Origin of the sequence: Cobetia amphilecti, assembly GCF_020217465.1 — a bacterium.
Classification (GTDB): Bacteria; Pseudomonadota; Gammaproteobacteria; order Pseudomonadales; family Halomonadaceae; genus Cobetia; species Cobetia amphilecti.
The window spans coordinates 1,425,132-1,438,852 of the sequence record NZ_CP084115.1 but is presented as its reverse complement, the minus strand read 5'-3'; the positions used below and the strand labels follow the sequence as shown (position 1 = coordinate 1,438,852).

12 protein-coding genes are annotated in these 13,721 nt (G+C 63.8%); 5 read left to right on the top strand and 7 right to left on the bottom strand.

Features of this window, described 5'->3' with window-relative positions; all coding sequences use genetic code 11:
• Positions 1-27 precede the first annotated feature (27 nt).
• Positions 28-1,890, top strand: coding sequence for a sigma-54-dependent Fis family transcriptional regulator (locus LCW13_RS06235; protein ID WP_172978634.1), 1,863 nt, complete (start codon positions 28-30; stop codon positions 1,888-1,890).
• Between the two features lie 180 nt (positions 1,891-2,070).
• Here LCW13_RS06235 and LCW13_RS06230 read toward each other — a convergent pair whose 3' ends face one another.
• From LCW13_RS06230 to LCW13_RS06205, 6 genes are all read right to left on the bottom strand, one after another.
• Positions 2,071-2,922 (bottom strand): ABC transporter permease, encoded by an 852-nt coding sequence (locus LCW13_RS06230; RefSeq protein ID WP_153635418.1) that lies wholly within the window; start codon positions 2,920-2,922, stop codon positions 2,071-2,073.
• A gap of 3 nt (positions 2,923-2,925) precedes the next feature.
• Positions 2,926-4,227, bottom strand: coding sequence for an ABC transporter permease (locus LCW13_RS06225; RefSeq protein ID WP_153635417.1), 1,302 nt, complete (start codon positions 4,225-4,227; stop codon positions 2,926-2,928).
• A gap of 174 nt (positions 4,228-4,401) precedes the next feature.
• Positions 4,402-5,538, bottom strand: coding sequence for an extracellular solute-binding protein (locus LCW13_RS06220; protein ID WP_225347830.1), 1,137 nt, complete (start codon positions 5,536-5,538; stop codon positions 4,402-4,404).
• Positions 5,539-5,699: 161 nt separating this feature from the next.
• The gene (locus LCW13_RS06215; RefSeq protein ID WP_082388792.1) at positions 5,700-6,848 is read right to left on the bottom strand and encodes an ABC transporter ATP-binding protein; all 1,149 of its coding nucleotides are present in this window, start codon (positions 6,846-6,848) and stop codon (positions 5,700-5,702) included.
• 368 nt (positions 6,849-7,216) lie between these two features.
• On the bottom strand, positions 7,217-7,378 hold the full coding sequence (locus LCW13_RS06210) for a YqaE/Pmp3 family membrane protein (RefSeq protein WP_043334518.1): 162 nt from the start codon (positions 7,376-7,378) through the stop codon (positions 7,217-7,219).
• Between the two features lie 100 nt (positions 7,379-7,478).
• The gene (locus LCW13_RS06205) at positions 7,479-7,757 is read right to left on the bottom strand and encodes a hypothetical protein (protein ID WP_197738711.1); all 279 of its coding nucleotides are present in this window, start codon (positions 7,755-7,757) and stop codon (positions 7,479-7,481) included.
• Positions 7,758-8,132: 375 nt separating this feature from the next.
• Between LCW13_RS06205 and LCW13_RS06200 the strand changes: the two genes are divergently transcribed.
• From LCW13_RS06200 to LCW13_RS06185, 4 genes are all read left to right on the top strand, one after another.
• On the top strand, positions 8,133-8,882 hold the full coding sequence (locus LCW13_RS06200; RefSeq protein ID WP_107335176.1) for a glutathione peroxidase: 750 nt from the start codon (positions 8,133-8,135) through the stop codon (positions 8,880-8,882).
• Between the two features lie 113 nt (positions 8,883-8,995).
• Positions 8,996-10,480 carry a dihydrolipoyl dehydrogenase gene (locus LCW13_RS06195; protein WP_153635416.1) on the top strand — a complete coding sequence of 495 codons (1,485 nt, stop codon included), beginning with the start codon at positions 8,996-8,998 and terminating at the stop codon, positions 10,478-10,480.
• A gap of 158 nt (positions 10,481-10,638) precedes the next feature.
• Positions 10,639-11,058 carry a CBS domain-containing protein gene (locus LCW13_RS06190; protein ID WP_043334523.1) on the top strand — a complete coding sequence of 140 codons (420 nt, stop codon included), beginning with the start codon at positions 10,639-10,641 and terminating at the stop codon, positions 11,056-11,058.
• A 615-nt stretch (positions 11,059-11,673) separates the two neighbouring features.
• Complete coding sequence (locus tag LCW13_RS06185) at positions 11,674-13,101, top strand: D-serine ammonia-lyase (protein ID WP_153635415.1); 1,428 nt, start codon at positions 11,674-11,676, stop codon at positions 13,099-13,101.
• Positions 13,102-13,105: 4 nt separating this feature from the next.
• On the opposite strand, the gene LCW13_RS06180 is transcribed toward LCW13_RS06185, so the two are convergent.
• On the bottom strand, positions 13,106-13,690 hold the full coding sequence (locus tag LCW13_RS06180; RefSeq protein WP_153635414.1) for a YqaA family protein: 585 nt from the start codon (positions 13,688-13,690) through the stop codon (positions 13,106-13,108).
• Positions 13,691-13,721: the final 31 nt, after the last annotated feature.

Genomic DNA, 13,721 nt, shown 5'->3' with positions numbered 1-13,721 from the left:
TGGCGTCAGCGTCAGGCCGCCAACCTGATGGCGACGGTGGCGTCAGCGGTGGCCGGCCATACCCTCAACCTGCTCGATCACTGGCAGGCGTGTCTGGTGCTGACCGACCGCGACGGCGTGGTGCTGGCAAGCTACGGCCATCAACAGCTGCTGGGCAATGACGCCCCCCTGTTGCACCCCGGCGCGCGCTGGCGTGAGGAGTCGCTGGGTCACAACGCCATCGCCGAGACCCTGAATGCACCGCGTGCCAATCGCCTGGCGCGCATCGCGCTCGAAGCGCATGACGCCGAATGCCTCAAGGGGCTGGCCAGTGCCAGTGCCGCGCTGCTGGCACCCGCCAGCTGGAGTGCCAATCGAGGCCTGACGCCCGGCGCCTGCGAGGGGTGCCTGGGACTGATCTGCGATCCCTACCGTGTGCGCCAGTACAGCCTCGGCATGCTCGGCGTACTGGCGGATGACATCGAGCAACGCCGTCTGGGCGAGGCGCATGGGCACGACCATCACCTGTTGCGCCTGCATCTCAACCGCTCGCAGCTGGACTCGCCCAGTGCGGCCCTGCTGGCCGTCACGCCGCAAGGTCAGGTCGCTGCCGCCAGTCGCCGGGGACTGCAGCTGCTGGCGGCTCATCTTGAACTCACGCCCGCTTCCGAAAACGCAGCCAACGCAACGGACAGCGCAGCCAATGCAGCGGACAGCGACAGCTGCGCCACCCGCGATGACATCCACCTGCTGCTGGGCCAGCCGCTGGCACGCTGGCAGCTGGACTGGGCGCCGCTGGCCCAGCTCGCCAATGCGCAGTGCCTGATGCTCACACAACACCCGCGCTTCACGGGCTACACCCTGTGTGCAGCCCCGCCCAGGCCACGGGTCGTGGCCCGTGCGCCGGCCGAGCGCTCCGCAAGCCAGCCACCGGCCGAAGTCGCCACTCGAGAGACTGCGTGCCACCCGAGCCTCGCGCGCCTGCATCATGGCGATGCCGGCTGGGCCAGAGTCTGCGAACTGCTGGCGCGGCTGGTGAACGCCCGCCTGCCACTACTGCTGCAGGGCGAGACCGGCGTCGGCAAGGAGGAAGTGGTCAAGGCGCTGCATCAGGCCAGTCATCGCGCCCATCAGCCGCTGGTCGCCATCAACTGCGCCGCCTTGCCTGATGAGCTGGTCGAGGCCGAGCTGTTCGGCTATCGGCGCGGCGCCTTTACCGGTGCCGACCCCGCCGGACGCGAAGGCCGCCTGCTCGAGGCCAATGGCGGGCGCCTGTTTCTGGATGAGATCGGCGACATGCCACTGCATGTGCAGGCGCGTCTGCTACGCGTGCTGCAGGAGCGTGAAGTCACCCCGCTGGGCGGCGGCAAGCCGCAGCGGGTCGATTTCGAACTGGTCGCCGCCACCCATCAGCCCCTCAGCGAGCTGGTCAAGGCCGGGCGCTTCCGGGCGGATCTCTACTATCGCCTGTGTGGGGCCACCATCGCCCTGCCGCCGCTGAGGGAGCGTCACGACATCGCCGGACTGAGTCGTGCCCTGCTGACACGGCTGTGCGGGGAGCAGCAACGTGAGCTGCCGCGCATCACGCCCGCCTTCCTCGATCGCCTCACCCAGCATGACTGGCCCGGCAACGTGCGCGAGCTGGACAACGTGCTGCGTCTGGCGCTGGCACTGTGCGATGGGCCGACCCTGGAGCCGTGCCATGTGATGCTGGCGGGCGACTGCCACGCGGCAGAGGGCGAGATTGCCCACCAGCCCTCGCAACCGAGCGGCCTGCCCTCGCTGCATGATCTCTCCAGTGCCGAGGAGCTGCAGAGTGCGCTGGACGCGCTGGGCGGCAACGTCTCGCGTCTCGCGCGGGAGCTGGGCATCAGCCGCACCACGCTCTACAAGCGACTCGGCGCGGCCTGACGCAGCAGGCTTTTCCTCAAGCCCTGTCTCCAAGCCCTGTCTTCAAGCCCTGGCCCTGAAACGCCCTTGCCCCCGCAGACAGACTCTGCGGGGGCAAGGGCGTTTCTTGCGACTCCTGTTTCTCACAGCCATCAAGCGCTCAGCACTCAAGAGCAAAGGGCAGAGGGTCGAGGACAGTGGTCAGCTCGGCGTCAGGCCGCGCAGACGTTCATTGCGGCGGCGAATCAGCTCCAGTGTCGTCAGCAGCAGGATCGAGACCATCACCAGCAGCGTGGCCACCGCCAGAATCGTCGGGCTGATCTCCTCGCGGATACCGGACCACATCTGGATCGGGATGGTGGTCTGCGCCGGCCCGGCGATGAACAGCACCACCACGACTTCATCGAACGAGGTGATGAAGGCGAACAGCGCACCGGACACCACCCCCGGCGTCACCAGCGGCAGGATGATGCGGAAGAAGGTGCGACTCGGACTGGCCCCCAGCGAGTGCGCCGCACGTGTCAGCGAGTGATCGAAGCCGGACAGCGTCGCCGTCACCGTGATCACCACGAAGGGAATGCCCAGCGCCGTGTGCGCCAGAATCACGCCCAGATAGGTCTGGGTCAGCCCCAGTTTCGAGAAGAAGAAGAACATCGCCGCGGCGCTGATGATCAGCGGCACGATCATCGGCGAGATCAGGATCGCCATGATGGTATTGCGAAACGGCATGAAACGGCTGGAAAGCCCCAGTGCGGCAAGCGTGCCCAGTACCGTGGCCAGCACCGTCGCGCACACCGCCACGATGATGCTGTTCTTGATCGAGCGCATCCACTCATCCGAGGTGAAGAACTCCTGATACCAGCGCAGCGAGTAGCCCTCCGGGTCCAGCGACAGCATCTTCTCCGAGAAGGTGAAGTAGGGTTCGGCATTGAACGAGAGCGGAATGATCACCAGGATCGGCCCGATCAGGAACAGGAAGATCAGCGTGCACAGCACGCAGAACACCCAATGCCAGATCCGCTCACCACGAGTTGCATAGGAAGGTATGGCCATCTGTCACCCCAGTTTGACCTTGTCCACACCGATCAGGCGGTTGTAGACGAGATAGAAGAGGATCACCACGACCAGCAGTATCGAGCCAATGGCCGCTGCCAGGCCCCAGTTGAGCGAGGTCTGCATGTGATAGGCGATGAAGTTGGTGATGAAGCGGCCCGACTGCCCGCCCACCAGTGCCGGCGTGATGTAGTAGCCGATGGAGAGGATGAAGACCAGAATCGAGCCCGCCCCGATGCCCGGCAAGGTCTGCGGGAAGTAGACACGCCGGAAGGCGGTTATCGGCCCGGCACCCAGCGAGCGCGCCGCATGCATGTAGCTGGGCGGGATGGTCTTCATCACCGAGTACAGCGGCAGGATCATGAACGGCAGCAGGATGTGGGTCATCGCGATGATGGTGCCGGTCTTGTTGTAGATCATCTGGATACGCGCCTCCTCGGCGAGTATCCCGACGCCCACCAGCATGTCATTGAGCACCCCCTGCTGCTGCAGGATCGCGATCCAGGTGGTGGTTCGCACCAGCAGCGAGGTCCAGAACGGCAGCAGCACCAGAATCATCAGCAGATTGCCGCGACTGGCTGGCAGGGTCGCCAGCAGCCAGGCCACCGGATAGGCCAGCAACAGACACAGCCCGGTGATCGCCGCGCTCATCCAGAAGGTGCGGATGAACAGCGAGACGTGGATCTGCAGATACTCCGGTTTCTCGACGATCTCGCCTGTCGGTGAGAACTGGCGATCCACCGCCGCCAGATAGTAGGAAGCGGTGAGAGGCGACGATTCGCGTTTGATCAGACGCCAGATATCCGGGTCCTCCCAATCCTCATCGGCCTTGATCAGCGCGGCCTTGTAAGGGGCCTCCATGCGACCGGCACGGCGGGCGCTCTTCATGAACAGCGACCGCATGCCGGACTTTTCGTAGTTGAGACGCGAGGCGACGCGCCCGAGATTGCGCGCCTTGAGTCCCGCGGCCAGATCCTGCGCCAGGGCGGCGTAGGCGGCCTCTTCCGGCAACCCTTCGCCGTCCCAGTCGACCAGCACCTCGCTGGTGCGCGGTAGATAGGTGGAGACTTCCGGGTTGTCGACACTGCGTGACAGCATGTCGAAGATGGGCATGACGAATGCCAGCCCGATGAAGACCAGCAACGGCGCCACCAGCAGCAACGCCTTGATGCGACTGCGACGGATGGCGCGATTGAGGCTCTGTTTCAGCGGTACGCCATCGGCGGTGGTCAGCGCCGCGCCGGGGGCGCCAGTGGGGTCATGTGCTGCGCTTCCGGACGTGGCCGGGGCGGAGGAATCGCTCATCCTGCACTCCTTGATCGGCTATCCGAGGATGCCTGGGCCGCCAGCCGGCTTCCGCGTGACAGTGACGGAAGCCAACCTGGCGGAATCGAGCATGGCCGACGGGCCATCAGGCATGATCAAAAAGGCCCCGGCGCGCGGGTGTGCGCCACCGGGGCCAGCGGGTCAGTGCAGGGGTCAGCGTGCCAGCCAGGCGTTGAAGCGCTGGCTCAGCTCATCGAGGTTGTCGGCCCAGAATTCGTCATCCTTGGGGATGGCGGTCTCGAAGTTGGGGCCATAGGTGGGCATGTGCGGCTTCATGTCGATGCCGGTGTCCGCATGGGTCGAGACCAGTGCCGCGGAGGAGGTACGCGCCGGCCCGTAGGAGATGTACTTGGCCTGATCCGCCAGTCGCTGGGTATCGGTGGCGAACATCAGGTAATCCTTGACCTTGTCGAGCTTGCCGGTCGGGACGACCCAGCCATCCAGCTCGAAGACCTGGGCATCCCAGACGATGGAGAATGGCTGCTTCTCGTTGACCTCGGCATCGAAGATGCGTCCGTTGTAGGCCGAGGCGAAGGCCACTTCCTTGTCCGCCAGCAGCTGCGGCGGCTGTGCGCCCTCTTCCCACCAGATCACGCTGTCCTTGATGGTATCGAGCTTGGCGAAGGCACGTTCGATGCCTTCCTCGGAATCCAGCATCTCGTAGACATCTTCCGGGGCCACGCCATCGGCTACCAGCGCCCACTCCATGTTGTTGATCGGCTTCTTCTGCAGCGCACGCTTGCCGGGGAATTCCTCGAGATTGAAGACGTCATCGATGGAATCCGGCTGCTTGTCCTCGGGGAACATCTCGGTATTGAAGGCCACGATGTTGGAGTAGACGATCTGCGGCACGAAGCACTCGCTGAGCGAATTCTCGATGAAGTCCTCGCTGGCCGGCGTGCCATCCGGCGCTGCCGCGAACAGGGTGTCCGGGTCCAGCGGCTCGATCAGGCCTTCCGAACAGGCGATCAAGGCATCACTGGGCAGCATGTCGACCAGGTCCCAGGTGACGTTGCCGGCCTGGACCTGTGCGCGCAGACCGGACAGCGCATTGGATGACTTGTCGATATTGACGACGGTGTCGCCGCTCTTCTCTTCCCAGGGCTCGTGATAGGCCTTGTTCTGGCTGTCGGTATAGGCGCCGCCCCACGAGACGATATTGAGCGTCTCGGCCTGGGCCGCTCCGGCGCTCATGCCGGCCGCTGCCACGGCAACCGCCAGCAGGCTGCGCAGCGGCATGCCCGGGCGCGAGGTAGTGAATGACGCGGTGAACTGATTGATGACTGACATGGATGAATCTCCCTGATTTCTTGTTGTTGTGCTGCACTCTTGTCGCGAAATCTGCTCTTGCTCTGCTGAGGAAGCGTGCTTCACCTCCCGTGCTGCCTTGTCTTTACTCGCCTGTCCTTTCTCGCCTGTTCTTTGCTGGCCTGTTCTGACCTTTGCTGGCCTCAGGCATCCAGCGCCCGGCAGTCGCAGGCGTCCCATCCGACCTGCAATGTCTGCCCGGGCCGCAAGGGCGGATAACCCTCGGCGTTGGGTGTCTTGATGATGAATTCGTCACTGCCACACACCGCCACGCGCGTGCGCAGATGATCTCCAAGATAGATCACCTCGAGCACCTCGGCGGAGAAGACATTGTCGGGAGGGCTTTGCGTGCCCGCGGCGCCTGGCTCTTCCGCCGACAGCAGGCGTACCCGCTCCGGGCGCAGTGACAGCTGGGTGCGCTCGCCGACCTCATTGACGGCCACCTTGAGTGCCCGTACCTGCTCGCCGCTGTCGAGGGTCACCGTGCAATGCTCCCCCTGAGCGTCAAGCTGCGATACCTGGCCGTTGAGGCGATTGTTCTCGCCGATGAAATAGGCGACGAAGGCATTCTCCGGCGCTTCATACAGCGCCTCGGGGGTTGCCAGCTGCTGGACGATGCCGTCATTGAAGACCGCGATGCGGTCCGACATGGTCAGCGCTTCCGTCTGATCATGGGTCACATAGAGCATGGTGACGCCGAGGCGCTGGTGGATGCGCTTGATCTCGAACTGCATCTCCTCGCGCAGGTTCTTGTCCAGCGCCCCCAGCGGTTCATCCATCAGCACCAGCTCCGGCTCGAAGACCAGCGCACGTGCCAGGGCGACCCGCTGTTGCTGCCCGCCGGAGAGCTGCCCCGGACGGCGATCGCCGAATTCGCCGAGTCGCACCATGTCCAGCGCGTTGGCCACCTTGGTCGAGATCTCCTCCTTGCTCATGCCGCGCACTTCCAATGGGAAGGCCAGGTTCTCGGCCACGCTCATGTGCGGAAACAGTGCATAGTTCTGGAAGACCATGCCGATGCCGCGCTTGTGCGGTGGCAAGTCATTGATGGGGGTACCGTCGAGGAGGATGTCGCCGTGGGTCGGCGTTTCGAAGCCTGCCATCATCATCAGGCAGGTGGTCTTGCCGGAACCGGACGGTCCCAGCAGGGTGACGAACTCGCCGCGCTGGACTTCAAGATTGAAGCCCTTGACCACCAGCGTTTCGCCGTCATAGCTCTTTTGCACATCATTGAAGATCGCGAAGCAGGAGCTGGTCTCCTGCGGCGCGTCGGGCTCAGCAGTCGTGACCATGCGTGGTATCCATACGTGTTGTTGTTATCGTGGAGCATGTGATCGAACAGGCTTCACCGGCCCTGATCGCTGCCCTCAGTCCCATTTGACCCTACGGGGGCAAGCGAGAGGCGACAAGCGCCGCGCTCGCTGAAAAGCGTTGAAATCAGGCTATGCGAAAGTCTAAATGTTGAACTACCGTCGCCTGCCATTCGCCAAGGGCCCTCGGCATGCACCGCCGCTGAATCACCGACGCCACATGGCGCTTCCCCGGTGAGCGCCCACTGAAAAGCCCCCGCTGCACACAAGGCAGCGGGGGCTTTGGGCCTTTCAACTCTGGGTTGCCCGAGGTGGGCAGCCATATCAGAGCCTCTGGGGTTCAGCGGCGGTCAGAACTTGGTAATGACCCACACCGCGTGGATGATCCCCGGCAGGAAACCGAAGCAGGTCAGGATGATGTTGATCCAGAAATGCTTGTTGGCGACACCCACCTGCATGAGAACGCCCAGCGGCGGCAGGATGATGGCCAGAATGATGCGAATGATATCCATGAGTTGCTCCTTGCGATTGTGACAACCGTGACTCCACGGAGGTCATGAATGTTCGGTACTCGTGTTGATCAGTGTCCTTCTTGATCACAGTCCTTCTCGATCACTGCCCGTCTCGATCAGCGTCAGCCTTGTCGACGTCATCGTCGTGCGCAGAGGCGGATCCGCCGGCGCGGGCCTGACGATCGATCTTCTGGGACAGCTTCTCGGAGTCCGCGGCCAGCTGCTCGTGGTAGCGCTCCCAGTCTTCCCAGTCATGCGGCGTCCCGGTGCGTGGCCGATGGCTGCCGGACTCACGTGCACGTGCCCAGGCATGTTCTTCCAGACTCTGAGGCTTGTCCTCCTCCTTGTCCTTGTCGCCGTCCAGGCCGTGCTTCGCCATGTACTCTCGTGCGTTCATCTATTGCCTCGCTTGCCAGACTCGACGCCTGACGATGCCGTGACGTACCCACTACCTATGGCTGACAGGGGCAAATATCAAGTCTGTATAACTATTTCCGGCAAAAAAGCCGCTTGCCGACCAGCACGTTCCTGCCGAGAACAAGGCCATGAGCCAGCACACGACTGACTGTCAGCAGTATCATCAAGAAAAGCTATCGCCTCGCTTGATGCAATCAAATTCACCCGCAAGAGGCTTGCCCCTAGACTGGCTCCAGTTTCGCAAGGCACTGATTTCTCATGCACTCGACATTGTCATCGAGCCTCAGTCGCCTGCCATCCCCTTTAGATACGTCTCATCGAGACCGGAGCCAATTTCATGCAACTCGAATCACACGAAGGCCAGCAGGTCCCGAACGTCAGCTTCAAGATCCGTCGCGACGGCCGTCTGGTCGAGCGCACCAGCGAGGAGATCTTCTCGGGCCGCAACGTGGTGGTCTTCGCCCTGCCGGGCGCCTTCACCCCGACCTGCTCCTCCACTCACCTGCCGCGCTACAACGAGCTGGCCGATCGCTTCTATGCTGTCGGCGTCGACGAGATCGTCTGCCTGTCCGTCAATGACGCCTTCGTCATGGAGTCCTGGGGCGAGCATCAGGAAGCCGAGAACCTGAGCCTGATCGCCGATGGCAACGGCGACTTCGCCGCCGGCATGGGCATGCTGGTCGACAAGAGCGACATCGGTTTCGGCAAGCGCAGCTGGCGCTATTCCATGCTGGTACGCAACGGCGTGGTCGAGAAGCAGTTCATCGAGCCGCAGAAGCCGGGCGACCCCTTTGAAGTCTCCGACGCCGATACCATGCTCGACTATCTGGACCCGGACGCCGGCCGTCCCAGCTTCGCTACCCTGTTCAGCAAGCCGGGCTGCCCGTACTGCGCACGTGCGAAGCAGATGCTCGACGAAGCACGCATCAGCTACGAAGTCATCGAAGTCGGCACCCGCGGCGTAACCTCACGCACCCTGCGCGCCATGACCGGTCAGGCCACCGTGCCGCAGGTCTGGATCGACGGCGAGCATGTCGGCGGCAGCGATGAAGTCGCCCGCTACTTCGGCAGCCTGACCAGCGCTTGAACGCATCACGCTGACAGGCCCCGATAACTTTCTCTTTTCATCACGCGCGGGCCACGCTCGCGCCTGAGACCCCATTGTCAGGTGCGCCGCTGGCGCGCCTTGAGGAGTACGACGTGAACGAACGCCAGGTTGAAGTCGCCATCATCGGTGCCGGCAGTGCCGGTCTGGGTGCCTATCGCGCCGCCAAGGCACACACCGATTCCGTGGTCATGATCGAAGGCGGCCCCTACGGCACCACCTGTGCCCGTGTCGGCTGCATGCCGTCCAAGCTGCTGATCAGTGCGGCCGAAGCCGCGCATCACGCCCGTGACACCGCACCGTTCGGCATCAATATCGAAGGCGAGGTCAAGGTGGATGGCCGCGCCGTGATGGACCGCGTCAAGCGTGAGCGCGACCGCTTCGTCGGCTTCGTGGTCGAGTCCGTGGAAGGCATTCCCTCCCACGACAAGCTGCGCGGCAATGCGCGTTTCGAGACCGCCAACAGCCTGATCATCGGCGACAACGAGACCCGCGTCACCTTCGAGCGTGTCGTGATCGCCACCGGCTCACGCCCCAGCTACCCGGGCTTCTTCGAGAATGCCGGTGACCGCCTGATCATCAACGACAGCGTCTTCGACTGGGACGACCTGCCGGAATCCGTCGCCGTCTTCGGCCCGGGCGTCATCGGGCTGGAGCTGGGCCAGGCGCTCACGCGTCTCGGCGTGCGCATCCGCATGTTCGGTGTCGGCGGCGCCATCGGCCCGCTGCGTGACGAGAAGCTGCGTGCCAATGCCGATCGCGTCTTCAACGAGGAGTTCTACCTCGACCCGGACGCAAAGGTCGAGAAGATCGAACGTGTCGAGGACGATAACGGTGCCGGGGTCGAGATCACCTTCATCGAGCGTGGCAGCGAAGCTCGCCTCACCGAGCGTTTCGACTACCTGCTCGCGGCCACCGGCCGTCGCCCGAATGTCGATCGCCTCAATATCGAGGCGCTGGGCCTGAAGCTGGACGAGCGCGGCGTGCCGATCTTCAATCGTCACACCCTGCAGACTCGTCTGAGCGACGACACGCCGAGCCATGTCTTCATCGCCGGCGACGCCAACAATGACCTGCCGCTGCTGCACGAAGCCTCCGATGAGGGTCGAATCGCCGGTGACAACGCCGGTCGCTTCCCCGACGTGCGTGCCGGTCAGCGCAAGAGCACCATCGCCGTCGTGTTCAGTGATCCGCAGATGGCCACCATCGGCCTCTCGACCGCCGAGATCGAACAGCGCTACGGTGCCTGCGACTGCTACGCGGTGGGCGAAGTCGACTTCACCGGCCAGGGTCGCTCCCGCGTGATGCGCATGAACAAGGGCATGCTGCGCGTCTATGGCGAGCAAGGCACCGGCCTGCTGCTGGGCGCCGAGATCTTCGGTCCGCGTGCCGAGCACCTCGCCCACCTGCTGGCCTGGTCCCATCAGCAACGCATGACCATCGAGCAGATGCTGGAAATGCCCTTCTATCACCCGGTGATCGAGGAAGGCCTGCGCACCGCGCTGCGTGACCTCAACGCCAACCTGCAGCTGGGCCCGGCCATCGTCGAGCGCTGCATGGAATGCGGTCCGGGTGACTGATACCCCCTCAAGGCAACGGGACGCGCAGCTCACGCAGTGATGCCCTATGCTCTGAACAGATGTTGAATGTCGCCGGCAGTCACGATAGTGGCTGCCGGCATTCATCGCACGGCTCCCTCACCGGAGAGTCGAAGAGCAGTGACGCAGGAGATCTGCCCATGAAAGCCACCCAGCTCAAGGTGCCCTCGACCCTTCGCGACATCATGTCCCGCGACTGTTATCGCGTGAAGGCGCGCACCAGCATTCTCGAACTCGCCCAGGGCCTGACCCACCACCGTCTGCCCGGCGTGCCGGTCGTGGATGACCTGGACCGCCTGATCGGCTTCATCTCCGAACAGGACATCCTCGGCAAGCTGCTCGACAGTGCCTATCACTGCGGCCAGCATGCCCAGGTCGGCGACCTGATGCGTCACGAAGTCCTCAGCGTCGGCCCGAATGACAGCATCACGGATCTGGCGCAGCACATGAATGGCCAGCGTCCCAAGGTCTATCCTGTGGTCGAGCAGGGCCGCCTGATCGGCATGGTCACCCGCCGCGATGTTCTGAGTGCGCTGCTGGTGATGCAGAACGGCTGTTGAGACAGTTCACCCATCAAGAAACTGCTTGGAGCCAGACCAAACGTACAGAGCCCCCAGCGGTCATCACCGCTGGGGGCTCTGTACGTGATGGCTGAGAAAACCGAGTGCATCGAGAGCGCCTTCAGCATGCTTGCACCAGCAGGCCAACGCCTCGAAGATTACCCAATGGCTAATCAATCTCTGCCGCCAGCCTGACACCCATCAATTCTCGCGCCGCAACCCGAGGCGGTGACAGTCGTTGGGAAGCGCTGTGCCGCGCCCTGCCCCCAAGACCTATAGTCACAGTGAAAGTCGCTGAAAGCTTGGGAGAATCCAAACGCCCCAGGCGAAAACCTGCCAAAGCCCGCGTATTTCAGGCATAAAAAAATCCGCCAGGAAAACCGTGGCGGACCAAAGAACAGTTAAAGCCAGACATAACATCGCGATAACATCATGTCCTTGCTTACTATGACTGCACCTTTTGCATTTCTATCCCGACGGTTGCCAAAAAATTCGGTCTTTTTTGTCACTGACCTTTACGGAATGTGAAAGCTGGGCTACGTGCGTTGCCAGTGGAAGACGCGCTAACCTGTGATCTGACCTGATCGCTGGATCGAGCCCCCACAAGGACACCGCATGTCTGCCACGCCCCATGACCTCCACGCCCTGACGCTGCGTCACCCTGAAATCGCCAGCCTGATGGCCGGCCGCGAAATCGGCTGGCTCAACCCTGAACGCGTCGCGACCGCCAAGGCGCTCGCCTCACCGGCGCTGCAGGCGAGTGGCGTGGGAGCCCAGGACATCGAGGACGCCGACGCACGCCTGATGCGTTTCGCTCCCTGGATTGCCGAAGCCTTCCCCGAGACCGCCGCCGCGTCAGGGCGCATCGAATCACCGCTGGTGGCAACGCCCGGCTTGCAGCAGGCGCTGAGCGGCATAGCCTCGACCGCATCTCCTCTCAGCGCAACCGAATCCCCGCTGCCCGGCCGCCTGATGATCAAGTGTGACAACGCCCTGCCCATCTCGGGTTCGATCAAGGCGCGCGGCGGCATCCATGAAGTGCTCAAGCATGCCGAGCGTCTCGCCATTGACGCAGGGCTGCTGCATCAGGAAGACGACTACCGCGCCTTCCAGCGTGATGAGATACGAGACCTGCTGGCCGGCCAACAGGTCGTGGTGGGCTCCACCGGCAATCTGGGGCTCAGCATCGGCATCATGAGCGCGCGGCTCGGCTTTCGCGTCACCGTGCACATGTCGGCGGATGCCAAGCAATGGAAGAAGGACCTGCTGCGCGCCCGGGGCGCGGAGGTCGTGGAGCACAGCGGGGATTACGGCAAGGCCGTCGCCGCGGGGCGCCAGGAAGCGCAGCAGCCCAACGCCCACTTCATCGATGATGAAAGCTCGCGGGATCTGTTCGTGGGCTACGCCACGGCGGCCAGCCGCCTCGCGGAGCAGCTCTCGGCGCAGGGCATCCCGGTGGATGCCCGCCACCCGCTCTGCGTCTATCTGCCCTGTGGCGTCGGCGGCGGACCGGGTGGCGTGGCCTACGGCCTCAAGCAGGTCTTCGGTGACGCCGTGCACTGCTTCTTCGCTGAACCGGTCAGCTCCCCCTGCATGCTGCTGGGCATGTTGACCGGCGAACATGACGGCATCGCGGTGGAGGATATCGGGCTGGACAATCGCACCTGCGCCGATGGCCTGGCGGTGGGTCGCGCCTCGGCCTTCGTCGGGCGCGTGATGGCCCCCTTGCTCAGCGGCATCCATACCGTGCGCGATGAGCATCTGCTCGAACTGCTCGCGCTGGCATATGACAGCGAAGGCCTCATGCTTGAACCGTCCGCGCTGGCCGGCGTGCCCGGTATCCGCCACGTACTGCGCAATGATGCCCCCGAGTGGCACGCCTGGCGGGCGGCCAACGGGCTGGATGACGGCGAGGTGCAGGCCAATACCACCCATGTCGTCTGGGCCACCGGCGGCAGCATGGTGCCCGAGGCGATCTGGCAGGCCGACTATCAGCGCGGCAAGGCGTTGCTGTCGCAGGTCAGCGCAAGCCGGCAAGAGTGAGCGATCAGGCGATGAAGGCCTGCCACAACCACACGCCGGTCAGCGCCAGCCCGATCACTCCCAGCGGGCGCGAGTAGCGCTGCCAGAGCGCCAGTGCCTGATCCTCGACCAGTGCCACCAGGGCTGCCAGCCCGAAATAGCGCACCCCGCGCCCGATCAGCGCCGCCAGCAGGAACAACGCGACCGGATAGCCGCTGGCACCGGCGACCAGCATGGCGCTCTGGAAGGGAATCGGCACGATGCCGATCAGCATGATGGCAAGGAAGCCCTGCTCGCTGAAGCGCTGCTGGAAGGATTCGAAGGCCTGCTGCCCGCCAAAGAAGCCGATCAACCCATCGCCCCACGCCGCCAGCGCGTAGGCTCCCAAATAGAAGCCCAGCAATGCCGCGGTCAGGTTGCCGGCGAGTGCCACCGCGGCCACGCGCCAGCGGCGCTCGGGGTGGCGCAGCATCCACGGGATCAGAACGACCTCGATGGGAATCGGGATCAGCAGGGTTTCCAGCATCGAGGCGATGAACAGCCACAGCATGGCGTGGCGGGAGTGATTGAGGCGGTCGAGCCAATCACTCGCGGAAGAGAGTTTCCACATGAAGGCAGCACGTTGTCCTGGGCGATGAGCT